The 24,869-nt window shown below is 73.6% G+C and carries 19 protein-coding genes; 8 read left to right on the top strand and 11 right to left on the bottom strand.

Annotated features, from left to right (window positions below):
• Positions 1–32: 32 nt before the first annotated feature.
• Positions 33–3,065 carry an NACHT domain-containing protein gene (locus tag DRB89_RS33915; RefSeq protein WP_112463545.1) on the bottom strand — a complete coding sequence of 1,011 codons (3,033 nt, stop codon included), beginning with the start codon at positions 3,063–3,065 and terminating at the stop codon, positions 33–35.
• Between the two features lie 128 nt (positions 3,066–3,193).
• Here DRB89_RS33915 and DRB89_RS33910 point away from each other — a divergent pair, with 128 nt between their 5' ends.
• A complete protein-coding gene (locus tag DRB89_RS33910) occupies positions 3,194–4,189 on the top strand; it encodes a sterol desaturase family protein (protein ID WP_239516471.1) in 996 nt (331 codons plus the stop codon).
• On the opposite strand, the gene DRB89_RS33905 is transcribed toward DRB89_RS33910, so the two are convergent.
• The gene (locus DRB89_RS33905; protein WP_239516470.1) at positions 4,096–4,584 is read right to left on the bottom strand and encodes an adenylyltransferase/cytidyltransferase family protein; all 489 of its coding nucleotides are present in this window, start codon (positions 4,582–4,584) and stop codon (positions 4,096–4,098) included. The two genes, DRB89_RS33910 and DRB89_RS33905, sit on opposite strands and share 94 nt — an antisense overlap.
• A 157-nt stretch (positions 4,585–4,741) precedes the next feature.
• Between DRB89_RS33905 and DRB89_RS33900 the strand changes: the two genes are divergently transcribed.
• From DRB89_RS33900 to DRB89_RS33890, 3 genes are read left to right on the top strand one after another with little or no spacing between them, the layout of a single operon-like run.
• Entirely contained in the window at positions 4,742–5,947 is a 1,206-nt protein-coding gene (locus DRB89_RS33900; protein ID WP_112454091.1) for a glycosyltransferase family 4 protein, read from the top strand.
• Positions 5,944–7,695, top strand: a complete 1,752-nt coding sequence (locus DRB89_RS33895; RefSeq protein ID WP_112452000.1) for a lipopolysaccharide biosynthesis protein — start codon at positions 5,944–5,946, stop codon at positions 7,693–7,695. Before DRB89_RS33900 ends, DRB89_RS33895 begins: the two co-directional genes overlap by 4 nt.
• The gene (locus DRB89_RS33890; protein WP_112451999.1) at positions 7,692–8,942 is read left to right on the top strand and encodes a hypothetical protein; all 1,251 of its coding nucleotides are present in this window, start codon (positions 7,692–7,694) and stop codon (positions 8,940–8,942) included. The genes DRB89_RS33895 and DRB89_RS33890 overlap by 4 nt, the downstream gene beginning before the upstream one ends.
• 10 nt (positions 8,943–8,952) lie before the next feature.
• Here the strand turns inward: DRB89_RS33890 and DRB89_RS33885 are convergent, their stop codons facing one another.
• Both DRB89_RS33885 and DRB89_RS33880 read right to left on the bottom strand, forming a co-directional pair.
• Positions 8,953–9,534: a TetR/AcrR family transcriptional regulator gene (locus DRB89_RS33885; protein ID WP_112451998.1), complete on the bottom strand. Its 582-nt coding sequence runs from the start codon at positions 9,532–9,534 to the stop codon at positions 8,953–8,955.
• A gap of 119 nt (positions 9,535–9,653) precedes the next feature.
• On the bottom strand, positions 9,654–11,150 hold the full coding sequence (locus tag DRB89_RS33880; RefSeq protein ID WP_204358205.1) for a hypothetical protein: 1,497 nt from the start codon (positions 11,148–11,150) through the stop codon (positions 9,654–9,656).
• A gap of 118 nt (positions 11,151–11,268) precedes the next feature.
• On the opposite strand from DRB89_RS33880, the gene DRB89_RS33875 reads away from it, so the two are divergent.
• Positions 11,269–11,808, top strand: coding sequence for a WcaF family extracellular polysaccharide biosynthesis acetyltransferase (locus DRB89_RS33875; RefSeq protein ID WP_112451997.1), 540 nt, complete (start codon positions 11,269–11,271; stop codon positions 11,806–11,808).
• Positions 11,805–12,923, top strand: a complete 1,119-nt coding sequence (locus DRB89_RS33870; protein ID WP_112451996.1) for a glycosyltransferase — start codon at positions 11,805–11,807, stop codon at positions 12,921–12,923. The genes DRB89_RS33875 and DRB89_RS33870 overlap by 4 nt, the downstream gene beginning before the upstream one ends.
• 22 nt (positions 12,924–12,945) lie before the next feature.
• Here DRB89_RS33870 and DRB89_RS33865 read toward each other — a convergent pair whose 3' ends face one another.
• A complete protein-coding gene (locus DRB89_RS33865; protein WP_112451995.1) occupies positions 12,946–13,158 on the bottom strand; it encodes a hypothetical protein in 213 nt (70 codons plus the stop codon).
• A 388-nt stretch (positions 13,159–13,546) separates the two neighbouring features.
• Entirely contained in the window at positions 13,547–15,517 is a 1,971-nt protein-coding gene (locus tag DRB89_RS33855) for a DUF5107 domain-containing protein (RefSeq protein WP_112454374.1), read from the bottom strand.
• Positions 15,518–15,628: 111 nt separating this feature from the next.
• On the opposite strand from DRB89_RS33855, the gene DRB89_RS33850 reads away from it, so the two are divergent.
• The gene (locus tag DRB89_RS33850; protein WP_112452800.1) at positions 15,629–16,180 is read left to right on the top strand and encodes a DinB family protein; all 552 of its coding nucleotides are present in this window, start codon (positions 15,629–15,631) and stop codon (positions 16,178–16,180) included.
• A 70-nt stretch (positions 16,181–16,250) separates the two neighbouring features.
• On the opposite strand, the gene DRB89_RS33845 is transcribed toward DRB89_RS33850, so the two are convergent.
• Positions 16,251–17,150: an arginase family protein gene (locus DRB89_RS33845; protein ID WP_112454376.1), complete on the bottom strand. Its 900-nt coding sequence runs from the start codon at positions 17,148–17,150 to the stop codon at positions 16,251–16,253.
• A 149-nt stretch (positions 17,151–17,299) separates the two neighbouring features.
• Between DRB89_RS33845 and DRB89_RS33840 the strand changes: the two genes are divergently transcribed.
• Positions 17,300–18,013: a hypothetical protein gene (locus DRB89_RS33840; protein WP_239516469.1), complete on the top strand. Its 714-nt coding sequence runs from the start codon at positions 17,300–17,302 to the stop codon at positions 18,011–18,013.
• 64 nt (positions 18,014–18,077) lie between these two features.
• Here DRB89_RS33840 and DRB89_RS33835 read toward each other — a convergent pair whose 3' ends face one another.
• Genes DRB89_RS33835 through DRB89_RS33820 form a run of 4 tightly spaced genes read right to left on the bottom strand, consistent with a single transcriptional unit; the run spans position 18,078 to position 22,571 of the window.
• Positions 18,078–18,314 (bottom strand): LapA family protein, encoded by a 237-nt coding sequence (locus DRB89_RS33835; protein ID WP_112451321.1) that lies wholly within the window; start codon positions 18,312–18,314, stop codon positions 18,078–18,080.
• A gap of 33 nt (positions 18,315–18,347) precedes the next feature.
• Complete coding sequence (locus DRB89_RS33830) at positions 18,348–20,384, bottom strand: prolyl oligopeptidase family serine peptidase (RefSeq protein ID WP_112451322.1); 2,037 nt, start codon at positions 20,382–20,384, stop codon at positions 18,348–18,350.
• Positions 20,384–21,736, bottom strand: coding sequence for a M20/M25/M40 family metallo-hydrolase (locus DRB89_RS33825; RefSeq protein ID WP_112451323.1), 1,353 nt, complete (start codon positions 21,734–21,736; stop codon positions 20,384–20,386). The genes DRB89_RS33830 and DRB89_RS33825 overlap by 1 nt, the downstream gene beginning before the upstream one ends.
• Before the next feature lies 1 nt (position 21,737).
• Positions 21,738–22,571 carry a M55 family metallopeptidase gene (locus DRB89_RS33820; RefSeq protein ID WP_112451324.1) on the bottom strand — a complete coding sequence of 278 codons (834 nt, stop codon included), beginning with the start codon at positions 22,569–22,571 and terminating at the stop codon, positions 21,738–21,740.
• Between the last annotated feature and the right edge of the window lie 2,298 nt (positions 22,572–24,869).

Genomic DNA, 24,869 nt, shown 5'->3' with positions numbered 1-24,869 from the left:
GCTCCGGCGGGGCCCGTACCCGCCGGAGCGGCTCAGTCCTTGCGGACGAGCCGCTCCGGCGGGATCAGCTCCGCCCCGCTCACGTGCGTGCCCCGCCGCAGCTCGATGACGAGGTCGTCCAGCGGCGCGAGCGGTGCGAGGTCCACGGTCCCCAGGCACTCGCTCAGCACCACCCGGCGCAGCTCCGGGAACTCGCGCAGCGCCTCCAGGGTCCCCTCCAGGGCGCACCGGATCAGCACGAGCCGCGCCAGGCGCCGGTACGGCAGGAGCGCCCCGACCGACACCGGCGCGGCATGCCGGATCTGCAGGCCGGCCAGGTCCGGCAGCGGCAGCGACCGCACCAGCTGCCGGTAGTGGCTGCTCCCGGCGACCGTCAGCGTCCGGACCTGCGGCCACCGCTCGATCCCGTCGAGCGTCATCCGGCGGGCGCCCTGCCACAGGTGCAGCGCGGTCAGCGACACCGCGGCCGGGACGTCCCCGATCCGCCGCTCCCGCGGCTCGAAGCCGATGACGAGGGAGCGCAGCCCCGGCACCCCCGCCAGCGGGGCCAGCGAGAGGTCGTCCCGCAGGTAGCCGAAGGCGAGGCTGTCCGCCTCCAGCTCGCCGACCACCTCGATCCCGGTCACGTTCGGGCAGTCCAGTACCCCCAGGTGCCGCAGCGAGCGCAGGCCGGCCAGCGGGGACAGGTCGGTCAGCCCCGAATTGCGGTGCATGATCAGCGATTCGAGGTCCCGGCGGCCCGAGATCTCCGGCGGCACCGGGCCGTCCCAGGTGACGTGCAGCCGGTGGATGTGCGGCAGCCGGTCCAGGGCCCGCAGCTGTCCGGCGGTGCGCACGTGCAGGTGCGCCGTGCGCATGGGGGCGTCCGCCAGCACCGCGTCCGCGTAGGCCTCGACGGGGAACCGCCCCCAGGCGTCGGACAGCTCGCGGCCCACTTCGTAGCGGTCGTCCGTCCGGAAGCCCGCGATCACCTGCAGGGCCCGGTCGCCGCCGACCAGCGCCGCCGTACGGATCGTCGCGGCCGCCTCGGCCTCGGTGAGCCCGGCCGGCTCCGGCAGCAGCTCCAGCACCAGTTCGCCGGCCTTGGCCAGCTCCCCGGCCTGGCTCGCGGAGCGCGGCGGCAGCAGCCGCGCCGTACGGTTCTGCACCTCGCGCCAGACCGCCGGGTCCAGCTCCGGCGCGTGCTCCAGACAGGCGGCCGCGAGCAGCACCAGCCGGCTGCGGTCGCGCTCGCCCTGGTCGGCCCGGTGCAGCAACTGCCGCAGCAGATAGGCGCGTTCGTCGGGTCGGGCGTGGCCCACCGCCATCCGGACCACGTTGTCCCAGGTGTCCTCGTGCGCGTTGCGCACCAGTACGCCGAAGTCCCGCGCCTCCACGGCAGCCTTGGCGCCGAGGTAGTCCTGGAAGGTGCGGTGGACGAACAGGACCGAGCCGGGCAGCGGCTCCCGGAGCAGCCCGCTGCGGATCAGCAGGTGCCGGAACACCGTCTCCGCGCTGCCCTGCGCCTTGACCTGCGGCATGGCGTCGAGCGATTCGGCGATCATCCCGATCGCGTCCTCTGCGGACGCCTCCACCTGGCCGTTGCGGATCAGCCAGTACGCGAGCCGCTGGAGCAGCAGGGTCTGCTCGTCGCGGCTGAGGTAGACGCCCTCGACGCCGGAGATGTCCCGCTCGCTGTCGCGCCGTATCAGGAGCATGTCCAGCGCCGCGTCGTAGAGCTCCTTGCGGGCCCGGGGCAGATGCATCCGCCGGTCCCGGTTCAGCGCGCACAGCAGGGCGCACATCAGCGGGTTCGTCGCGAGCCTGCCCAGGTCCCGGCGCGAGCCGACGGCCTGCAGGAGCGCCTTCTCGTACCGGTCGAGCAGCTCCCGCTCCCGTCCCGGGTCCTCGGCGTCCGCCTCCGCGCGGGCGGAGTCGTGCCAGTGCGTGATGAAGGCCCCGACGTCGTCGCGCTCCATCGGCAGCAGGGACAGGGAGGAGAAGCCGTGGGCGGTCAGCCAGTCCTCGGGCACGGCCGAGGGGCGGGTGGTGACCACGAAGCGGGCCCCCGGGTAGCGCGCGAGCAGGTCCCGCAGCCAGGACTCGGTCCTGCTGCGCAGCCGCGGCGGCACCTCGTCCACCCCGTCGACCAGCACCAGCGCCCGGCCGGTGGCGAGGAGTCCCGCGACCCAGCCGTCCGGGGCGCGCAGCGGTACGCCGGTCGCCGCCAGCCAGTCCTCGGGCGCGGGGAGTCCCGCGGGGGAGTTGAAGGAGCGCAGCGGCAGGACGAAGGGGACCAGGCCGTTCCAGTCCCGCAGCCGGGGTCCGAAGCTGCTCCGGGCGGTGTTCAGGGCCAGCCACTGGACGAGGGTGCTCTTGCCCGAGCCGGCCGGGCCGCGCAGCAGCACCCGCTCCGTCGCGTTCAGGGCCACCTCGGCCTTCACCGAGGTCTGCAGGCCGGGCTCTTCGAGGAGTTCCCCGCCGCTGACGGCGAGGCCGATGTAGGCGAGGTCGAGCGACCAGTCCTGGCGGGCATGGCCGAGGGTCAGGCCGAACAGCTGGACCCTTCCCTGGGTCCGGGCCACGTAGCGGGCGTACTGCTCCCCGAAGGCCGCCGCCCCGCCGTCCCCTTCCTGGCCTTCCTGGCCGTTCTGGCCGTCCCCGCCCGCCGCCCCCGCGGCGGCGTGCGCGCGGCACAGCGCGACCAGTTCCCGGAAGGCGGCTGCGGCCGCCGGGCTCAGGGCCGAGCCCGGCGGGGGCGCGGGTGCGGCCGGGCCGGGTGCCGCCGGGCCGGGTGCCGCCCCGCCCGGGTCCGCCGCGAAGAGGGCCCGGGCCTCCTTCGGGCCCAGCGCGGCGAAGGCCCCGCCGACCGCGGCCACCGCCGCCGACCGGCCGGGCTCCGGGAGCCCCGAGGCCGCCCCGGTCAGCAGGGCGGCCAGCCCGCGCGCGAGGCTCCGTACCTCCGGGTCGCCCGGCTTGGCGGGCCTGAGCCGGCGGGCGCCCGGCCGGGACCTCGCCCGCGCCAGTGCCACGGCGTCCGCCGCCCGTAAGACGACCGCGTCGAAACCCGCCTCTGAGTCCGTCATCCCCACGCCCTCCCCTTGGCCCGGACACCCGCACCCGAAAGCATCTCGTGAACCGTCGGTAACACCGATGGATACCGATCGGTAACAACCTCTAGCCGAGCCCCCGAGACCGCCTCTATGGTGCGGACATGCCGAACCTGCCCGATGTCGTGCTGTGGTCCATACCCGCCTTCGTACTGCTCACGGTCATCGAGCTCGTGAGCTACCGCATCCATCCCGACGAGGACGCCGCCGGGTACGAGACGAAGGACGCCGTCACCAGCCTCGGCATGGGGATCGGCAGCCTCGTCTTCGACTTCCTGTGGAAGATCCCGATCGTCGCGATCTACACCGCGGTCTACGAGCTCACCCCGCTCCGCGTCCCCGTCCTGTGGTGGACCGTCCTGCTGATGCTGCTCGCCCAGGACTTCCTGTACTACTGGCAGCACCGCGGCCACCACGTCATCCGCATCCTGTGGGCCTGCCACGTCGTGCACCACAGCAGCCGCAAGTTCAACCTCACCACCGCCCTGCGCCAGCCCTGGACCAGCGCCACCTCCTGGCCCTTCTACCTGCCGATGATCGCGCTGGGCGTGCACCCGGCCGCCATCGCGTTCTGCTACTCCGTCAACCTCGTCTACCAGTTCTGGATCCACACCGAGCGCATCGACAAGCTGCCCCGCCCCGTGGAGTTCGTCTTCAACTCGCCCTCCCACCACCGCGTCCACCACGCCTCCCAGGGCGGCTACCTGGACCGCAACTTCGGCGGGATCCTCATCGTCTGGGACCGGATGTTCGGGTCCTGGGTGGGGGAGACCGACAAGCCGGTCTTCGGCCTCACCAAGAACATCGGCACCTACAACCCGCTGCGCGTCGCCACCCACGAGTACGCCTCCATCGCGCGGGACGTACGGGGAGCCGCGACCTGGCGCGAGCGGGCCGGACGCGTCTTCGGCGGCCCCGGCTGGCAGCCGGCCCCCGCCCCGGCCGCGCACTCTGCCCCGGCCGCGCACTCTGCCGGCGGCGCCGTACCGGGGCCGGGGCGGGGCGCTCAGCCCCGCTGTTCGGCGGCCGGCGGCTCGGAGAGGGCGTCCAGGGCCCGGCGCAGCTGGGTGCTGGAGGTGTGCACGGTGTACGGGAAGTAGACGACGTCGACCCCGTGGGCGGCGAAGTCCTTTTCCAGCCGGTCGCCCTTGGGGGTGCCGCGCCAGTCGTCACCCTTGAAAATCACATCGAACCGGACTTGTCTCCATGTTTCGACTTTGTCCGGGACAGTCTCGACAAAAGCGGCGTCGACATATCTCACACTGCGGACGATCTCCAGGCGTTCGACCAGGGGTATCACCGGGCGGCGCCCCTTGGCCATTTCGGCCATTTCATCTGACACGACCCCGGCCACCAGGTAGTCGCACTGACTCCTCGCGTGCCTCAGGATGTTGAGATGTCCGATATGAAACAGATCGTACGCCCCCGGGGCGTAGCCGATTCTGTACGGTCTGCGCGCGGGCGCAGTAAGTTCGGACATGTCCCGCTCCGTCATCTGTTATCCCCCTGAGCCACACCCCCCGGTGTGGCGGATTAGCAGACAATAGCGTGCACGTTCCTCAGCACGTTGATGAACGAATAGGGTGACGTGCGCATCATCCTGGGGAAGAAGGGGACGTCCAGTGTCGAAAACCGGTCAGCGACGGCTACTGCTGGTTTCCACGAATTACGCCCCCGAGCACACGGGCATTGGTCCGTACGCCACGCAGATCGCGGAGCACTGGGCGGATCTCGGTCACGAGACGCATGTCCTCGCCGGCATGCCGCACTACCCCTCCTGGTCGCTCGAGCCGGAGTACAAGGGGGCGCTACGGCGCACGGAACGGCGCGCGGGGGTCACTGTGCACCGGCGCGCGCACACCGTGCCGCCGCGCCAGACCGCCGTCCGGCGGGCCCTTTTTGAAGGATCGATTCTGCTGCACGGTGCCGTGGCCCCGCCCCGGATGCGCAAGCCGGACGCGGTGCTCGCCCAGATGCCCAGCCTGGCCGGCGGCCTGCTGGCCGCCCGCCTCGCGGCGCGCTGGAAGGTCCCGTACGTCCCCGTCGTCCAGGACCTGATGGGCGCCGCCGCCGCGCAGAGCGGCATCAGCGGCGGCGACAAGGCCGCCGCGGTGGCCGGGCGCGCGGAGGCCTTCGCGCTCAAGCGGGCCACCCTCGTCGGCGTCATCCACGAGACCTTCGTGGACCGGGTCGTCGGCATGGGCGTGGATCCCAAGAAGATCCGGCTCGTGCCCAACTGGTCCCACGTGGCCCTGCCCACCAAGCCGCGCGGCCGCACCCGCAGCCACCTCGGCTGGGCGCCCGGGCAGACCGTCGTGCTGCACTCCGGGAACATGGGGCTCAAGCAGGGCCTGGAAGTCCTCGTCGGCGCCGCCCGGCTGGACCCGAGCGTCCGTTTCGTCCTAATGGGCGACGGAAGCCAGCGCTCCGCCCTCGCCGACCTCGCGGCCGACGTCCCCAATCTCGACATCATCCCCCCTGCCGCCGACGGGGAGTTCCCGGATATCCTCGCCGCGGCGGACGTGCTCGCGGTCACGCAGCACGCCGCCGTGATGGACATGAGCGTGCCGTCCAAGCTGACCTCGTACTTCCAGGCCGGCCGTCCCGTGGTCGCCTCCGTCGCGGCCCTGGGCGGCACCGCCCAGGAAGTGGAACGTTCGGGCGCGGGCGTGCTCGTACCGCCGGAGAACCCGGAAGCCCTGCTCAGGGCCGTACGGGCACTGGCCGAGGATCCGGCGGGAGCGGACGCGCTGGGCGCGGCCGGTCCGCGCCATGTGGCGGCACACCTGAGCCGTGAGGCGGGCCTGGCCCGCATCGACGCACTGATCGACGAAGCACTTGGGGGTCCCCGGCCGTGATCGAGACCAACCGACCGGCGGCGGCTCCGGCCGAGGACGAGCCGGACCTGCTCCGGGACCAGTTCCGCCAGCTCCTGCGCTACCGCCGGCTCATCGGCGCGGGCGTGGGCATCGGCCTGCTCGGCGGGGTCTACCTCGGCGTCACCACGGCGGACACCTACGTGGCCACCGCGGACATCGTGCTGCGCGCCCCCACCGACGACCCGTTCAACCCGAGCCTCGCCCCCGACAAGGCGATCAACATCGGCTCGGAGCGCCAGGTCGCGCTCTCCAGCTCCATAGCCAACGAGGCCGCGAAGAAGCTCGGCGTCTCGGCCTCCGGCTTCCGCTCCCTGCGCAGCGGTCTGCAGGTGACCAACCCGCCGCAGACGATGGTGCTGCGCTTCACCTACACCGCGGCCTCCCCCGCCGAGGCCGCCAAGCGCGCCAACGCGATGACCGAGGCGTACCTGCTCAAGCGGCAGGAGGCCCTCGACGTCACCCGCGACAAGATGGTCAAGGGGTACCAGGACCAGCGCGATCCGGTCGCCAAGCAGCTCGACGAGCTCGTCAAGCAGATCAACGGCATGCCGGCCGGTCCGGCGCGCGACGCGGCGTACTCCTCCAAGACCGACCAGCAGAGCAAGGTCAACACCCTCAACAGCAACATCGCCAAGCTCCAGGCCCTGGACATGACCCCCGGCCGGGTCACCAGCGCCGCCGTCCCGCCGCACGGGGCCGACGGCCCCGGCATCGCCATGTCGCTCGCGCTCGGCGCGGCCGTGGGCCTGGCGCTCGGCCTGCTCGCCGCCTGGGTGCGGCTCGTCTTCGACCCGGCACCGCGCTCCGAGGGCGACGTCGCCCGGGCCCTGCGCGCGCCCGTGCTGGGCTCCCTGCCGCGGGGCAAGGCCGACGGCGGGCCGCTGCTCGCGGCGGGCGAGGAGGACCCCCGGCTGGCGGAGGAGTTCCGCTCGGTGGCCTTCCGGCTCGCCTACGACTCCCGCTTCGCCGACCGGCGCCGGCTCCTCGTGGTCGCCCCGCGCGGCAGCAGCGAGATCGCCGCCGCCGTGGCGGTGAACCTGGCGGCCTCCTTCGCGGAGACCGGCAAGGACGTCCTGCTCATCGAGGCCGACCTGCGCACCCCGGTGCTGGCCGGCCAGCTGCCGACCGAGTCGGCCGGCCGGCCGCGCTGGAGCCACTCCCAGGGCGCCCCCGGACCGCAGCACGCGGACATCGAGTGGCCCGACGGGCGCCAGCTCGTCGTGGACGCCGGGGAGTCGGGCTCCTTCGACCTGATCCCCGGCGAGCGGGTGCGCAACGTGCCCCGCGCGCTGACCTCCTCGCGCGCCTCCCGGCTGATCTCCGAGGCCGACTCCCCCAACTCCACCGTCGTGGTGCTCGCACCTCCCGTGCTCTCCTACGCCGACGCGCTCGCGCTCGTGGACCGCGTCGACGGCGTCCTGGTGGTCTGCAACCCCGGCGCGGTGCGCCGTACGGACCTCTCGCGCATCCGCGAGCTGATCAGCGGCGCCGGCGGCACGGTGCTCGGCGCGGTGCTGCACGCCCCGCTGCCGGGCGACAAGCGCAGCCGCAGCTTCCGCAGGGGCGGCGCGCCCGCCCCCGAGGCCCCGGAGCCCGCGCCGGCGCCCCGCCGGCGTGAACCGCAGCCGATCCCCTACGAGGTGGCGGCCGCCGACGCCGCGCAGCACATCCCGGGCGACGGCACCGACACGGTCGCCCTGCGTACGGTCCGCACGGGCCGGCGGTGAGCCGGCGCGGCCTCGCGGCGGTCGCCTCGGTTCTGGACCAGGCCGCGTCCAGCGCCACGAACGTCCTGGTGCTGGTGCTGGCCGCCCGGCTCTCCTCGGCGGCCGGCTTCGCCGACTTCTCGATGGTCTACGTGGCCTTCAGCGTGCTCCTCGGCCTGAACATGGCGTACGTCGGCCAGACCGTGGTGCTGGAGAAGGACGAGGAGCGGCTCGCGACGGCCTGCCGCTCGGGCCTGGCCTTCACCGGGGCCGCCTCGGCGGCGGCGGGCGCCGTTCTGGCCCTCGTGGGGCTGGCGCTGCCCGGGGACGGCGGCCGGGCCTTCCTCGCGCTCGGCCTCGTCCTGCCCCTGGTGCTGCTCCAGGACGGACTGCGCTACTGCTTCTCCGCCCTGCGCACGCCCGAGCGGGCCCTGGCCGCGGACGCGCTGCGCCTGGTGTGCGTCGTCTGCGCGCTGGCGGCCCAGCCCGAAGGGGCCTCCGCGGGCCGGCTGGTGCTGGTGTGGGGCGTCTCGGCGCTGCCCGCGCTCGCGCTGGGCCTGTGGCTGCTGTGGCCCCGGGTGCGCGGGGCGGGGGCCGCGGAGCTGGTCCGGGAAGTGCGGCCGTATCTGCGGCGCGGGCACCTCGGGCAGCGGTTCGTGGTCGAGTTCGCGGTGGGCAACGGCTCCAGCCAGCTCGCCGTCCTGGGCCTCGGCGTCTTCGCGACCCCGCTGGCCGTGGGCGCCCTGCGGGGCGCCACCACCCTCTTCGGGCCGCTGAACGTGCTGCTGAACTCCGCGAACTCCTTCGGCCCGCCCGTCGTCGGCCGGGCGCGCGGCAAGCGGGGCGTGGTGCGGCTGACCGCTCTGATGGGCGGCGCGCTGGCGCTGACCGGCGCCGCGTGGGGGGCCGTGCTGTACGCGCTGCCCGACCGGCTGGGCCGTGAGCTCCTCGGCGACACCTGGACGGGCGCGGCCGCGCTGCTGCCCGCCACGGGCGCCCAGTACGCCGTCATGGGGCTGGGGACGTGCGCGCTGCTGACCCTGCGGGTGCTGAACCCGAAGGCCACGCTCTCGCTCCAGGTCGTCTTCTCGCTGCTGTCGGTCGCCCTGCTGCTGGGCGGGTACGCCGCGTGGGGCGTGGCCGGGGCGGCGTGGGGGCTGGCGCTCGGCTCCGCGGCGAAGGCGGCCGCCGGCTGGCTCAGGGTGGCCCGGCTGCCGGTGCCCGCGGCCGGGGACCCGGCCGGGGCGGACCGGGTCCGCGCGGCCTGAGCGGCGCGGGTCAGGCCGGGCCGTCCCCGAAGCCCCTCTCGATCAGGTCGAACAGGGCCCGCATGGCCTGCTGCTGATCGTCCTGGCCGCGGATCAGGCTCGAGGTGTCCAGCGCGAAGCGGGCCAGCGCGGCGGAGCGCAGGTCGCCCTCGGGCGCCCCGGCCTCCTCGGCGATGGCGGCTCCGAGCGCGAACTCGTGGCGCCGCCACATCCGGTCCCCGTACTCCTGGAGCTCCGGCGTTCCCCGGACCAGGGCGATGTGCGCGATGACCGCCGGATCGTCGCTCCGGCGCGTCGCCCGCGTGGCCACGAGGTGCTCGCGCAGGGAGTGCAGGACGGACTGCCCGGGCGTGCGGTCCCGTACCGCCGCCACCAGTGCGGCCTCGACGTTCTCGTCCTCGTCGAAGACCAGCGCTTCCTTGCTCGGGAAGTGCTTGAACAGCGTGGTCACGGAGACGTCGGCCGCCTCCGCCACGTCGCGGACGCCGACCTTGTCGTACCCGTGCTCCTGGAACAGGCGCAGCGCGGCGTCGGCCAGGGACTTGCGGGTCTGGGCCTTCTTGCGCTCGCGGCGCCCCACCGTCTCGGTCATGGCCCCACTCTAACGGCGCGGTGTATCCGATGCCGAAGTTGAACCGCTGCACCGTTGACCGGTCGACCGCCTCAACGCCGCACCCGTGCCGCCGCACCCGGGCCGCCGGACCGGGCGGGTCAGCGCAGCGTCGTGCCCTTGTCCTGCCGGTACGTGGCCACGAGCGCGAGGCAGATCCCGGCGATGGCGATGCGCCCCGAGGCCTGCAGCAGCGGGCCGCGCAGCAGGATGAAGGAGTACCCGGCGACCAGCGGGACCACCGTGGAGATCAGGCTGCCGGGCGGCGAGCTGCGCCTGGCGCGCTTGGCGTAGCGGCGGTCGACGCGGGCGGAGGCGTACCCCAGGCCCAGGAGTCCGGCGCCCATGCCCAGCGGGCCGAAGTCGATCCACAGCTCCGCCCAGATCGGGGAGGAGAGGTTGGTGTTGACCGTGCCCATCCACTGGCCGACCATCACGCCGGTGTCGCGCGGCTTGCCCGGCCACACCGAGCGGGGCACCGCGAAGAAGACGGATCCCGCGAGCTGGCGCCCGTAGGAATGGCCCGGGCCGGAGTTCGAGAAGGTGATGGTGTTCGCGAACATGCCGATCTGGTCGTAGTCCTTGAGCGCCATCGGCTCCAGGAACGAGGTCGTCTCGACCGGCTTGTAGTTCTTCTCGTCGTAACGGAAGCGGTCGGCGAAGGGGAAGACGAGGAGGGCGATCACCACGGCCATGGAGAGCGCCACCCGGTACATCGCCGCGCTCACCGGGAAGACGGTGAACAGCAGCGAGAACATGACGGTGAGGAACCAGTAGCGCGGGTTCGAGATCGGGTTGTTGACGATCAGGTTGAGGACCGCGAGCGCCGACCAGGTGACGAGGATCGAGACCTTGCGGCGGGCGAACTTCGAGGTGATCAGCCAGCGCGTGTACAGCAGCAGGGCGAGCAGCGCCGGGACGGTGCCGAACCCCCGCAGCAGGGCCTGGCCGGCCTGGCCGTCCTGGGAGACGCCCGCCTCCTCGATGCCCGCGATGATCTCCTGGCGGCTGGAGAAGAAGACCGCCGGACCGCCGAGCTTCATGATCAGGGCCGCGCTGCCGAGGAAGGCCATCACGGTCAGCAGCTGGAGCCGCCGCCGGTGCGCCATGACCGGGCGCGGCTCCTTGCGCGAGCCGCCGGCCCGGCCCGTCGGCCGGTGCCGGGCGAGCAGTACGCCGACGTCGAACAGGGCGCAGCCGAGCAGCACCAGGCCGATGGCGGTGGTGAGGTCCGAGCGCGGGCCGACGACGGGGGTGGGGACCCGGCCCAGGACGGCCTGGGCGAGCGGGGCCACGCCCATGGCCATGTAGACGAAGAGCCAGAAGGAGCCCTGGAGCAGCTTGCGGCGGCTGGTGAGGACCATCGCGGAGAGCCGGGCGCCCGCGTACATGGTGAGCACCAGTTGGAGCCAGAAGGCCGCGTCACGCTGGCCGTCGCCGTCCTGGACGGCGACGAAGAGCGGCAGGAAGACGGTGAATCCGAGGGCGAGCGGGACGGAGAGGGCCCGGGAGAGCAGGGTGCGCGGGGTGGTGACCCGGCCCCAGTTGCGCCCCTCGTCGGGGTGGGGCGGGGCCGGCCTGACCGCGCTCTCGCGTATGTCGGTTGCCACGCTCGCCCCCACCCCAGTGCCTGATCCGGGCGCAGTCTAGTCTGAGCGCTCGGCGCCCGGGGAGGCGCCTGCGGCCCTGACGACGGGCGGACGATGAGGGGTAGCTGTGCGTGATCTTCCTGCCTTCACGCTGGCCGGATACGACAAGGGCCGAGGGCTGCTGACGCAGGCGCTCTGGTTCGCCGTGATGAACACGCTGTTCATGAGCTGGCTGTGCCCGGCCCGGCTCCGGGTCGCGCTGCTGCGCGCCTTCGGGGCCGAGATCGGCGAGGGCGTGCTGATCCGCCACCGGGTGCGCGTGCTGTGGCCCTGGAAACTCACCGTGGGCGACCACGCGTGGATCGGCGAGGGCGCCTGGCTGCTGAACCTGGAGCCGGTCACGATCGGCGCGCACGCCTGCGTCTCGCAGGAAGCCCTGCTGTGCACCGGCTCGCACGACCACCGTGCCGCCGACTTCCGCTACCGCAACGCGCCGATCACCGTCGAGGACGGCGCGTGGGTGGCGGTACGGGCCACCGTGCTGGCGGGCGTGACGGTCGGCCGGTGCGCGGTGGCGGGCGCGGGCTCGGTGGTCCACAAGGACCTTCCCGCCCTGACCCTGCAGACCCAGGACGGGCGCCGCCGCCCGGTGGAGGAGCCGAAGTGAGAGTCCTGCACGCCGTCACCCTGCACTCCCCCACCCACGCCTTCGGCGGCCCGGTCCGGGTCGCGCTGAACCTGGCGAAGGGGCTGCGCGAGCGCGGCCACGAAGCGGGCCTGCTGGCCCTGGGCGAGGGCTTCCCGGACCCCTGGCCGACCTCGGTGGAAGGCGTCCCGGCGAAGCTCTTCCCGGCCCGCCGGCTGCTGCCGCTCGGCTTCAGCGGGATGACCTCGCCCGCCCTGCTGGCCTCGCCGGGCCGCCTGGTCCGGGACGCGGACGTGGTCCACGTCCACCTGGCGCGGGACCTGGTGACCCTGCCGGTGGCCCTGGCCGCGCTGCGCGCCCGCACACCGCTCGTCCTGCAGACCCACGGGATGGTCGACCCGAGCGAGAAGCTCCTGGCCAAGGTGCTGGACGCGGTGGCGGTACGCCGGCTGCTGCGCGGCGCGGACGCCGTGCTGTACCTGACCCCGCACGAGCGGGAAGGCCTCGATGCCGTGGTCGGGGCGCCGCTCGCGAACGCCGTCCGACTGGTCAACGGCACCCCGGCCCAGGAGGCGCGCCCCGCCCTGTCCGGACCCCCGCGGATCCTCTACTCGGCCCGTCTGCAGTCCCGCAAGCGCCCGGTGGACTTCGTCGACGCGGCTCCGGCCCTGCTGGCGGTGCACCCGGACGCGGAGTTCGTGGTGGCCGGCCCGGACGAGGGCGAACTGGCGGCGGTCCGCGCGCGCGTGGCGTCCCTCGGCCTCTCCTCCCGCTTCACGGTCCCGGGGGCCCTGTCGAGCGCGGAGGTTTTGACGGAGCTGCGCCGCGCCCACGTCTACGTACTGCCCTCGGTGGACGAGCCGTTCCCGATGTCGGTCCTGGAGGCCCTGTCGGTCGGCGTCCCCTCGGTGGTGACCCACTCCAACGGCCTGGCCCGCGACATCGCCGCGGCGGGCGCGGGCGCGGCGGTCGACCCGGGCCCGGCGGGCGTCGCGGCGGCGGTCCTGTCCCTGCTGGACTCGGCGACCAACACCACGGCCTCCCTCGCGGCCCGCGAACTGGCGGCGAAGTCCTTCTCGATGGAAGCGGTCCTGAACACCCTGCTCCCGGTCTACGAGGGCGCGGCACAGCGCTGACCCTGCGGGGCGCGTCCCCGGGTCACAGGCCCCGGCGGGTTTCGTCGACCACCGGGAGGGCGCCGATGCGTCGGCGCTTGAGGACGCTCGCGTAGACCGCGAGGCCGATGGCGCCGGCCACCATCATGATCACGCCGACCAGGTCGAGGTTCACGCTCTGCATCTTCCAGTCGGACGCGAAGGTGAGGATGGCCCCCACCACGATCAGGCCTATGCAACCGCTGATGCCCCTCATCGAATTCGCCTCCGCAGTCGTGGTCGGGGAGAACCCCGCCGTGTGCACCCTCGACTGCCCCCGTTCCGGGAACGAAAACGCCCCCGCCGACCGGGAGTTCGGGTGGGGCGGTGCTCGGGCTCGCCTCACACCGGCGGCCGGCCGGGGGGCGGTCGTGACGGGAGGGCAGGGGAGGGGCATCGCCAGGCGGCACCGGCCGCCCGGGGGCCTGAAGAGCGAGAGCACCGTGGGGATGCGCCCCCAGACGGCGGGGATGGCGGGGGGCGGGGCGGTCCTCGCGGGCCTGATCGCGGACGGGGGGGTCCCCGCCCCGCCCGCCCCGCCGGCGGCGTAGGCGGCGTAGGGCGCCGGGCCGGCCCGCTCAGCCGGCTCGGCCCGCCGAGCCGGCTCAGCCCCCCGGCGGCCGCATGCGGAAGTTGTACCGGGGCGGCAGCGGGCGGTCCGTGAGCGTGGACCAGACCTCCGAGAGGATCTCTTCGCCCTCGCGGAGGTCAGGCAGCTCGAAGCCCTCCTCGAAGACCCGGCGGGCCGCTCCCACATGGCCCTCCGCCGCCAGCAGGCGGGCCGCGGCCAGGCGGAAGCGGCCCTCGTCGCGCAGGGCGGGGCGGAGCCGGTCCCACACCGAGCGGGCCTGCGGCAGCAGTCCCGCCGCCAGCAGGGACTCCAGCGCCTCCCGGCCCAGCGCCGACTCCGCGGCCAGCCAGCCCGCGCCGCCCCGGCTCTCCTGCGCCAGGTCCTCGAAGGCCTCCGCGTACCAGCGGGCCGCCCGCTCCGGATCCCCGGCCAGATCGTCCGCCACCGCCATGCACCTCAGCAGCGGCCACCGCGAGGGGGCCAGCGCCAGCCCGCGCTCCCAGCTGCGCACCGCCTGCGCGATGTCCCCGGCGTGCCACTGCGCCACCCCGAGGTGGTACTCGGTCAGCGGGTCCGCCCGGGCCGTCTCCAGCATGTCCCGCCAGTGCGGGGCGACCAGGCTCGGCCCGGGCGGCGCCACCTTGCGCGGGGCCGGGAAGACCCCGCTGCGCCACAGCTCCAGCCACGGCACCTGGTCCTCGCCCAGCGTGTCCTCCCCGAACGGGGTGCCCGGCAGCTTGTGGCCCCCGCACAGCACCTCCAGCGCGCCCCAGCCGGAGCCGGCCGCCAGCCGCTCCCCCGGCTCGGAGTCGGCGCACGCGCGCCACGCCTCGTACGCCGCGTCCACGGCCGCCCGGGGCAGCGCGGACTCCAGCGCCGCCCCGGCCGCGGCGCGCGCCGCCCCCCAGTCGTCCCCGTGCACGGCCGCCGGGTCCGCGGACAGCGCCCCGTAGGCCTCCAGCCAGCTGAACTCCGCCCCGGCCTCCAGCCGTACGTGCTCCAGCTGGGTCCGGGCCAGCCCGGCCTGGATCTCCGCGTAGCCGCCCGTTCCCGGTTCGGTCAGCCACTCCTGCCAGCGCCGGCCGCCCTCGCCCGCGCCCCACACGAAGAGCTTGCGGCCGCGCAGCCGGGCCGTCGAGCTCTGTACGAGTCCCCGCCCGTCCGCGTCGAGCGAGGCGATCCAGGGCCTGGCCCCCTCCTCGACCTCGTAGAAGAAGTCGGCGGGGTAGGTGCTGCGCAGCGGGTACGTCCGGTCCGCGCCCTCCCACCCCGGTACGGGGATCCGCCGCAGCGAGCGCTCGTACCCGAAGTGCCAGGCCTCGTCCGCGGGCGCCAGGACGCGGGTGCCCCCGTCCTCGGGCACGGCGATGTTGGACCACCAGTACACGGGCGCGGGCCGCTCGTGCGGGTTGCGCACGCGGACGCCCACGTAGAGGAACTCCGAGTCCTCCGGCAGCCACAGGTCCACTTGGAACGGCAGGTCGCGCAGCCGCTCCCACTCCCACAACCGCACCATCACGCCCCCGTCGGGCGCCGGTACGAGGGCCGCGTGCAGCGGGGCGCAGGACAGGGTGGTGTGGCCGGTGGCGCCGAGGTTCCACTCGATTCCGCCGGAGAACCAGGCGCCGTTGAGCGCGAAGTTGGCGGGTTGCAGCACCGGATTGCGGTAGAGCAGCTCGCGCCCGGTGGGGAGGTGGACGAGCGAGTGGATCCGGCCGCCGAGGCCCGGCAGGACGGTGGCGCGTAGATGCGCGTTCTCGATGACGATCGTCTCCACGTCCCGTTCGGCCCGCCGCCGCCGGTACCCGTCCAGGACCCGTACGGGCAGCAGCGAGCGCAGCGGCTCGTAGCCGATCTGGCGTGCCATGTCGCGCGGCAGGCCCTCGCGGGAGCGGTCGTCCAGCTCGTGCACGCCGCCGGGCGGGCGGAGGGCGGGCAGCGGGTTCTCGGGACCCAGCGGGGCGGCGGGAAGGGTCAGGACGGAACGGCGGACGGTGGTGGCCATGGGGAAATGGAACACGCCGCGGCGGCCGGTGCACAGGGATTCGGCGCATCACCACCGGTCAGGATTACGCAAAGCCCTGCGCGGCCAGGGCCGGTGACCGAGGATCGGGGCATGAGCGAGCGCAGCCGACGGGCCGGACTCTTCGCCGGACCCGAGTCCGAGAGCCGGTTCGCGGGGCCCGCGACCGGCGACGAACGGCGCATGCTCGCATCGATGTTGGGGGCCCAGCGGGCCACGCTGGAGCTCAAGTGCGCGGGGCTCGGGCCGGAATTGGCCGAGCGGTCGGTCGAGCCGTCCACCCTGTCACTGCTGGGGCTCGTCCGCCACCTCGCGGACGTGGAGCGCCGCTGGTTCCGCCGGGTGCTGGCCGGGCAGGACGCGCCGGCCCTGTTCTCCTCGGCGGCCGACCCCGACGGGGACTTCGACGGCGCGGTGTCCGGGCCCGGGGAGGCCGAGCGGTCCTGGGAGGCGTGGCGGGCGGAGGTGGCGTTCGCCGAGTCGTTCGCGGAGCGGGCGCCCGATCTGGAGGTGTCCGGGAAGGACGGCTGGCGGGGCGAGGTCTCGCTGCGCTGGGTGCTGGTCCACATGATCGAGGAGTACGCGCGGCACAACGGCCACGCGGACCTGCTGCGCGAGCGGATCGACGGCGCGAGGGGCGTCTGACGTCTGGCGTCTGAGGCGCGGGGCGCTCCCGACGGCCCCGGGCCGTGAAGCCCGGGGCCCGGGGCGGCCGTTACGCGAACGCCCCCGCCACCAGGTCCGCGAGCAGGGCCCCGGCGCGGCCTTCCGGGTCCAGGTCCGGGTCGTAGATGGTGACGTTGAGCCCGACGCAGCGCGGAGAGCTGATCAACACCCCCAGCAGCTCGGCGAGTTCATCGGGGATCAGGCCCCCGGGGTCCGGGCTGTCGACGGCCGGCATGACCGACGGGTCCAGCACGTCGGCGTCCAGGTGGACCCAGAACCCGGCGGTGGCCGGGGGCTGCAGCCCCGTCAGGGCGGTCCGTGCCACGGGACCCGCGCCCCGGTCCCGGATCGCCCCGACCGTGGCGGCGAAGATCCCGGCGGCGCGCAGCTCGAGGAGGTCCGGGTCCCCGTCGCGCAGTCCGAAGAGCCGTACGTCCTCGTCGCGCACGTAGGGCCCGAGGCCCTCCAGGTCGGCGAGGCCGGCCTGGCCGCGTCCGGTGGCCAGGGCCAGCTCCTCGCCGCCCGCCGCGCCGACGGGCCCGTTGACGGCCTCGTTGCCGGGGTGGCGGAAGTCGGCGGAGCCGTCGATCGCGGCGATCCCGTACCGCCCGATCCGGCGCATGGCGAGCGAGGCGCCGAGCTGGATGGAGCAGTCGCCGCCGAGGACTACGGGGAACTCCCCGGCCCTCAGGTGGCCTTCGATCCGGTCGGCGAGGGCGACGGTGTACGCGGCGAGGGGCCCGGCGTGGAACACGCCGTCGCCCTCCTTCCAGTCGCCCCGGTCGTAGCGCGGCGGGACGACCACCCCGCCCTCGCGCGCGCCGAGCCGGGCCAGCAGGCCCTGCTCGCGCAGGGCGCCGGCCAGTTTGTAGACGCCGGGTACGGTGCCCGGCGCGGGCGGCCGGAGCCCGAGGTTGGACGGCGCGTCGAGGAGCACGAGGGTTCGCATGGACTCATCCTGTGCGATGGCGAGCCCCTGGAGGAGGCGTTTCGGCCGCGATCGCCCGGCGTTCACGGTCCCGCCGGGCGCCGTCGGCGTGGCGGAACCCCGGCGAAAACCCTCATCGTTCCAGGCCGGTGCTGTGGCAGGATCCCGATGTGATCATCACCCCGAACACCGAAGAGCTCCTTCTCGCGGCCGCCCACAACAACGCCGCGTGGTGCGCGGCGGTCAGCCGCGACGGCGGGTTCAGCGCCGAGGCCTGGAGCAGTCCGCGCCCCACCCCGCCCTACTATCCGGACGCCGTGACCCTCACCCGGGACACCGACGCGGCCGCGCTGGTCGCCGGGATCGACACCGCCTCGCAGCGCGCCTCCGTCAAGGACAGCTTCGCCTCGCTCGACCTGGCTCCGGCGGGCTTCGAGGTCCTCTTCGGCGCCGAGTGGATCCACCGCCCGGCGGGTGCTCCCGGCGCCGCCCCGGCCCTGGAGTGGAGCCGGGTCGCCGGCCCCGCCGAGCTGGAGGCGTGGGAGAGCGCCTGGGACGGCGAGGAGAGCACCGGACTGTTCCACCCGGAGCTGCTGACCGGGCACTCCGGGGACATCGCCTTCCTCGCGGGCCGGGACACCGAGGGCCGGATCGTCGCGGGCGCCGCCGCCAACCGAACCGGTGAACTCGTGGGAGTCTCCAACGTGTTCTGCGCCGAGGGGACCCCGGACGACGAGGCCTGGGCGGGCGCGCTGACCCTGATCGCCTCGCTCTGGCCCGGTCTGGCGGTCGTCGGCTACGAGTCCGGCGACGACCTCGACACGGCGCTGCGCCACGGCTTCGCCGCCATCGGCCCGCTCCGGGTCTGGCTCCAGGCGGGCTGACCGGCCCGGCGCCGCGGGCGAGGCCGGGCGCGGGCGGGATCGGGCGCGGGTGCTGCCGGACCCGCTACCTGCGCCGCCGCGCCAGATAGGCCCCGCACAGCCCGCCCAGTACCGCCGCGATCAGGAGGGCGACGTACAGGGGCATCGTCACCTGCGGGATCAGCAGCCGGATCTTGGTCGAGCGGGTGTTCTCGAAGATGAACACCAGCGTGAGCACCGCGATCACGGCGATCCCGGCGCGGCCCGGCGTGATCGGCCCGCGCCCCTTGGATCGGCCCTTGGACGCATGAGGGGTGGTCATGCCCCCATCGTCCGCCCCTGCCCGCCCCGGGGCTCAGTCGGACAGGGCCAAACGGGGGACGTCCGTCCGCTCGATTCCGAACACCTGCGCGTACAACGAGAGTTCCGCCTCCAGCGCCCGGACCATCGTGTCCGCGCGCCGGAAGCCGTGCCCCTCGCCCTCGAAGGCGACGTAGGCGTGCGGCACCGACCGCCCGCGCATCGCGTCCAGCAGTCGGCGCGCCTGCGCGGGCGGGCAGACCGGGTCGTCCAGGCCCTGGAGCAGGAGGAACGGCGCGGTGATCCGGTCCGCCCGGGCCACCGGGGAGCGCTCGCGGTTGCGCAGCGCCAGGGTCTGCGGCGGCCCCGCGAGGCCGTCGAGGTAGCGGGACTCCAGGTCGTGGGTCTCCTCGGCGAAGCCGAGCAGGTCCAGCACCGGGTAGATGATCGCCGCGCACGCGTACAGGTCGGTGGCGGCCAGCGAGGCCGCCGCCGTCCAGCCGCCCGCGCTGCCGCCCCGGATCGCGAGCCGGTCCGGGTCGGCCGTGCCCTCGGCGGCCAGGGCGCGCGCCACGGCCGCGCAGTCCTCGACGTCCACCACGCCCCACTGGTCGCGCAGCCGCTCCCGGTAGGCGCGCCCGTAGCCGGTGGAGCCGCCGTAGTTGACCTCGACCACGCCGATGCCCCGCGAGGTGAAGTAGGCGATGTGCAGGTCGAGTACGGGCGGCACGTGGTCGGTGGGGCCGCCGTGCGCCCACACCACGTACGGGGGCAGCTCGTCCGCCCGCGCCCGCAGCACGGGGTGGTGCGGCGGGTAGACGTGGGCGTGGATCTCCCGGCCGCCCGGGCCCGGGAAGGTCCGGCTCTGCGGCTCCGGGTAGTACGCCGGGTCCGCCGGGTCCGCCGGGTCCGCCTGCGGCGGGCCGCCGACCGCGCGGGCCCGGCCGGTCGCGGTGTCCAGCTCCACCACCTCGTACCCGCTGCGCGGGCTGGCCGCGACCCCGTAGACCCGGGTGCCGCTGACGGCGAGCGTGGGCTGCCAGGCCGTCCACGGGCCGGCCGCGTCCACCAGGTCCCCGCTGTCGGGGTCGAGCACGCCGAGCACGCTCGCGCCCTGGCCGTGCAGGACGGCGACGGCGCCTCCCCCGGAGCCGGCGACGCCCCCGGAGCCCGCTGCGCCCGCCGGGAGCGCGGCGATCCAGCGCAGCCCGGGCTTCCAGAGCGGCCCGCCGAACTCCTCTTCCCGGGGGCACAGGTTGACGGCCCGGCCGGTCTCCGGGTCCACCCGGTACGGGTTCCACCAGCCGCCCCGGTCGCTCACCGCGAGGAGGGTCCCGTCAGCGGCCCACTCGACCTGCGCGACCGCCTCGTCAGCGCCGCCGATCACGGTACGGGGCCGTGTGAGCAGGCCGTCCGGCGTGACGTCGGCGAACCTGAGCTCGGTGCCGTCCCACGGCATCCGGGGGTGGTCCCACACCAGCCAGGCCGCCCGCCGCCCGTCCGGGGACAGCCGGGGCCCGGTGCTGAACCGGTGCCGCCCGTCGGTCAGTTCCCGCACCCGGGACCGGTCGCCGGCGGCCGAACCGTCCAGCGGTACGGCGGCCAGGACCCGGCGCACGTCGGTCGGCGCCGGGCCGGTGAACTCCTCCAGCACGCACCAGACCTCGTCGCCGCGCAGCACCGGGTCGGCCCAGCGCAGCCCGCCGCCGACCGCCGAGAGGGGGGTCAGGGCGCGCGGGGCGGGGCTGCCCGGCGCGTCCGGCTCGTACGCGTACAGCCGCTGGTCGGCGAAGTGGGCGAACACCACCAGCGGCCCTCCGGCGGGGCGTTCGGCCCCGGCCCAGGGCAGGCCACCGTACTCGGTGACCCGGCTGCGCACGTTCCACGGCGCCGGCAGCACGCCTGCGGCGGGTCCGCCGTCGGCGGGCAGCCGGACCAGGGTGCGGCGGCCTCCTTCGGCCGGCCGGGGCTCGGTCCACCACACCTCGGGGCCGAGCGCGCCGAGGTACTCGGGCCGGCCGTCGAGGCGGGCGGCGAGCGCCGCGTCGATCGGCGAGGGCCAGCTCCCGTAGGGAGCCGTGCGGAGTTCCATCACAGGGTGCGCAGTGCGCGGTCGAGGACCCGGACGCCGAAGTGCAGGGCGTCCACGGGGACCCGCTCGTCCACGCCGTGGAAGAGGGACCAGTAGTCGAAGCCCGGCGGCAGTTTCAGCGGGGAGAAGCCGTAGCCGGTGATGCCGAGGCGGGAGAACTGCTTGGCGTCGGTGCCGCCCGCCATGCAGAAGGGCACCACGTGCGCCTCGGGGGCGAACTCTTCGACGGACTCGCGCAGGATCCCGTACGTCCGCCCGTCCACGGGGGCTTCGAGGGCCACCTCCCGGTGGTGGAACTCCCAGCGCACGTCGGGTCCGGTGAGCGCGTCGAGGGTGGCGGCGAACTCCGCCTCGCCGCCGGGCAGCATCCGGCCGTCGACGTAGGCGGTGGCGGTGCCGGGAATGACGTTGAGCTTGTAACCGGCGCTGAGCATGGTGGGGTTGGCGCTGTTGCGGACGGTCGCCTCGACGAGGGCCGCGGCCGGGCCGAGTCTGGCGAGCACCCCGTCGAGGTCGAAGCCCGGGGCCCGGGGGTCCACCGACATGCCCTGCAGGGCGGCGAGTTCGGTGATGCAGGCGGTGACGGTGTCGGTGAGGCGGACCGGCCAGTCGTGGGCGCCGATGCGGGCCACCGCGGCGGCGAGCCGGCTGACGGCGTTGGACCGGTTGGGCTTGGAGCCGTGCCCGGCGGTGCCGGTCGCGGTCAACTTCAGCCAGGCGGTACCGCGTTCACCGGCGGCGATGGGGTAGAGGGCCCGGCCGGGTCCGGTGTGCACGGTGAAGGCCCCGGACTCGCTGATGCCCTCGGTACAGCCCTCGAAGAGGTGGGGGTGGCGCTCGGCGAGGAAACCCGATCCGTCGATCGCGCTGTCCTCCTCGTCCGCCGTGTAGGCGATAACGATGTCCCGCCGGGGCCTGGCGCCGACCCGCGCCCAGGCCCGTACGACGGCCAGCACCATCGCGTCCATGTTCTTCATGTCGACGGCGCCGCGGCCCCAGACCACCCCGTCGCGGACCTCGCCCGAGAAGGGGTCGACGCTCCACTCGGAGGCCTCGGCCGGGACCACGTCGAGGTGGCCGTGGACCAGCAGGGCGGGGGCGCCCGGGTCGGTGCCCTCGATCCGGGCCACCACGTTGGTGCGGCCCGGGGTGCGCTCCAGCAGCACCGGCTCCAGGCCGGCGGCGGCCAGCCGCTCGGCGACGTACTCGGCGGCCGGGCGCTCCCGGCAGTCGCCGCCGCCCCGGTTGGTGGTGTCGATCCGGATCAGCCCGGAGGTGAACTCGACGGCCTCGTCGAGCGCCGTCCCGTCGACCGGGGATTCGAGCACCGAGCCGGGATTGGGGTCGGACATGTCATCCATACTGTTCCTCCACCGCTGCCGAGACGATCGTCGTGACCGCCTTGAAGGTCCGGATCCCCTCGTACATCGTCGCGCTGGTGTACGCGACCTTGCGCTCGCCCGAGCGGGCGACCCCGGGCACCACCGTGGCGGCCATCGCCAGATGTTCGGCGTCGAACTCCACCTCGACGGTGAACGGCCCTCCGCGCACCGGTTCGTGACGGACCGCCAGGGGCGCGGCGGCCTTGGCGGCGGCCCGGATGTCGGCGGCGGTGCGGGCGGGGGTGCGGCAGACGGCGGCGTAGCGCGAGACGTGGTCCTTGACGGCGACGGTCACCGCGTCCGGGGCGTAGCCGGCGGCGTCGAGGCAGGTCAGGTCGTCTCCGGTGACGAGGATGACCGGGACCCCGTACTCGGCGACGACGTGCGCGTTGAGCACTCCCTCGCTGGCGCGGATCCCGTTGAGCCAGACCCCGGTGATGGAGTTGGCGAGGTAGGTGTGGGCGAGCACGCCCTCTGCGCCGGCGCCCGTGTGGTAGCCGACGAAGGCGATGCCGTCGACGTCCCCGTGCTGGACGCCCTCGACCATGGAGAGGGACTTGTGGCGGCCGGTGAGCATCTCGGCGCGCGCGTCGAGCCGCTCCAGCAGCAGGTTGCGCATGGTCCAGTGGGCTTCGTTGATGAGGACCCGCTCCGCCCCCGCGTCGTAGAAGCCGAGGACGGCGGCGTTCACGTCGGAGGTGAACAGCGTGCGGCAGCGTTCCCACTGCGGAGTCCCGGGCAGCACGTCGGCGGGCCAGGTGACGCCGGTGGCGCCTTCCATGTCGGCGGAGATGAGGATCTTCATCGGGCCCCCGGGCGGTCGGTAGCGCTCAGGGGCCCCACCCTAGCCGCCCGTCCCCCGCCGGACCCGGGGGGGGACGGGCGGCTAGGGTGGGGCAGAACCGCGACCTCACAGGTCTTTTTCAAAGGAACCTCATCCACCGAAATGGACGGGGTATCAACTTTTTGGCGTTGATTTTTGGCACGCTGTTGAGTTCTCAAGGAACGGACGCTTCCTTTGTACTCACCCTCTCGGGCTTTCCTCCGGGCGCTTCTTTCGTTCTTGTGTCTCCGACTCTATCAGACTCTTTCGTGTCCGATTCCCGGTCGAAGCGGGTTTCGCTTTCCAGTTCTTCGCTTTCGCGTTTCCCTTTCCGGCGAGTCCGACTCTATCAGAAGTTTTCCACCGGATTTCCCGGCTTCAGATTCCTGGATGAGGAGTCGAGGGTGCCCACTCGGAATTGCTTCTCTGGGGGCTTGTTGCCGAACTTGTCCAGTTCCAGGCAACCGTTTGACTCTACATGACACCCCCCGAAGGTTCAAAATCGACGCGACACGACCCCCCGCACCCCCGTACCCTCACCGGCCCGGGGTGGCGCCGGCCTTCGTACTCACACAAGAGGACGGCACGGCCAGGCACACGGTGCACCGCCCGACACCCGCAGGCCACCGGTGCTCGTAGCCTCTCGCTGTGACGGACAAGAATGAGGCGCCACGCACCTCGCACCATGCGTCGGCTACTCCATCAGGCGCGTCTCGTTCGACGCCTTCGCCGAGGAAGACTCCCTGGAGATCACCCTCAGGGAGGGCCATGGAAGCCGGACGTAGTCATCTCCCTCTCCAACCTCCACCACGTCTCGGTCGACAAGCCCCCACAGATCGCCGGCAGCTTCATCGACGAGATCTCCCTGATCCACCTCCCGGCGCTACCGCACCCATGGCCCGCGGACACCGCTGACCATGTCCGGCGGTTCGACGGACTCTGTGAACTCGCGTGGCTGCGGATCGTTGGGCCGGTTCAAATCGAGACTGTCGCCTCGATCGTGACGATTTACACCGCAATGAGCGATGACCAAGCCTCAGTGGTTCAACCCCCTCCCCAAGATCTGTGCCGAGCCGAGTAGCGACGTCGTCTTGACGCGACATCGGAAGTCACACGCTTCGCGTTCCCAAGCAGCTCGGCGAACGCCGTCGCGGCGGTGTCGCGATCCTCGAACCGGTCGACCCAGAGGGAGGAGGTGACGGCCTCGGCGTCCCGATCTGTCTCGAGCCGTCGGCGCTAGTGCTGTGACCGGGAAGGTTTGCCGGGTCGCGGTGTCCGGTGCGGTGCATCTCCCCCAGCTACCGCTGGGAGGGGCCCCCGGGCGGAGGGCCGCCGCTTGTACTGGACGTACTTCGGTGGTCCGACAACGCGGCGAGGTGCCGTGCCGGGCGCCGTGACCCGGTGGACCTTTCCGGTCACAGCACTAGCCGTCCCACAACAGGTTGGCGGGCAGAGGCCCCTCCGATCCCTGGTCCGCGAACCGGATCTCGCACGTCGCCCAGGAGTCGTCGAGGAGATCCAGCAGCCCAAGGCCTGCCGTACCTGCTGGGCCACGTCCAAGCACTCGTCAGTGAACACCTCACCGGCCCAGGAGTGCGCGACCTCGTTGGCGGTGAGCGGCCGGTCAGGCCCTCGACATCGGCCCATCCCCCAGGAGCCTCGACAACGCCTCGCTCGGCGAGCCACACATCCGCGCATCCTCGACGCTTCTTCATCGACATCGATCACAGCGGCGGCGCCAAGGTGACCCCGAAGCCGTGAACGAACGACTCCCGTCTCCACCCCGCCCGCCAACGCATCAGCGTGCGGTTCGCCATGCTCCGCGACGGCACGTTCTACGGGCCCCGCCACCCCCGGCGGGGCTCGTAGAACCAGCCCTCAGGCCGGTCAGGTCAACCGCTTGTGCCGTCGGCCCACGCCGAGATCTCCGCGGCACCCCGCCGGACAGCTTCCGGGACGGGACCTTCTGCGAACCGCAGCCTGTTCGGACGGTCGCTCCGCAGACCTAGACCATGGTCAGGAGGTGATCCGAGGGCCCGTAGTCGATCTTCCAGTCGACATACACTCCCGCGGCCCCGTCCCTCTGGCACCGCGGACCGACCCGTCACCGGCTAGGGAGAACGCGACCGCGGTCTCGAACTTCTCGCTCCCGCACGGGCAGCAGGCCTCGCCAGGATCCGCGTCCTCCCAGAACTCCTCGCTATCCGCGATGAACGCGCGGCCGCCGCAACCAGCGCACACCCGCTCGGCTCCACCCTCGACACCCTCGCCAACCTGATC

The organism is Streptomyces sp. ICC4, from assembly GCF_003287915.1.
GTDB classification, from domain to species: Bacteria; Actinomycetota; Actinomycetes; order Streptomycetales; family Streptomycetaceae; genus Streptomyces; species Streptomyces tritrimontium.
This window is presented reverse-complemented; position numbering and strand designations above follow the sequence as displayed.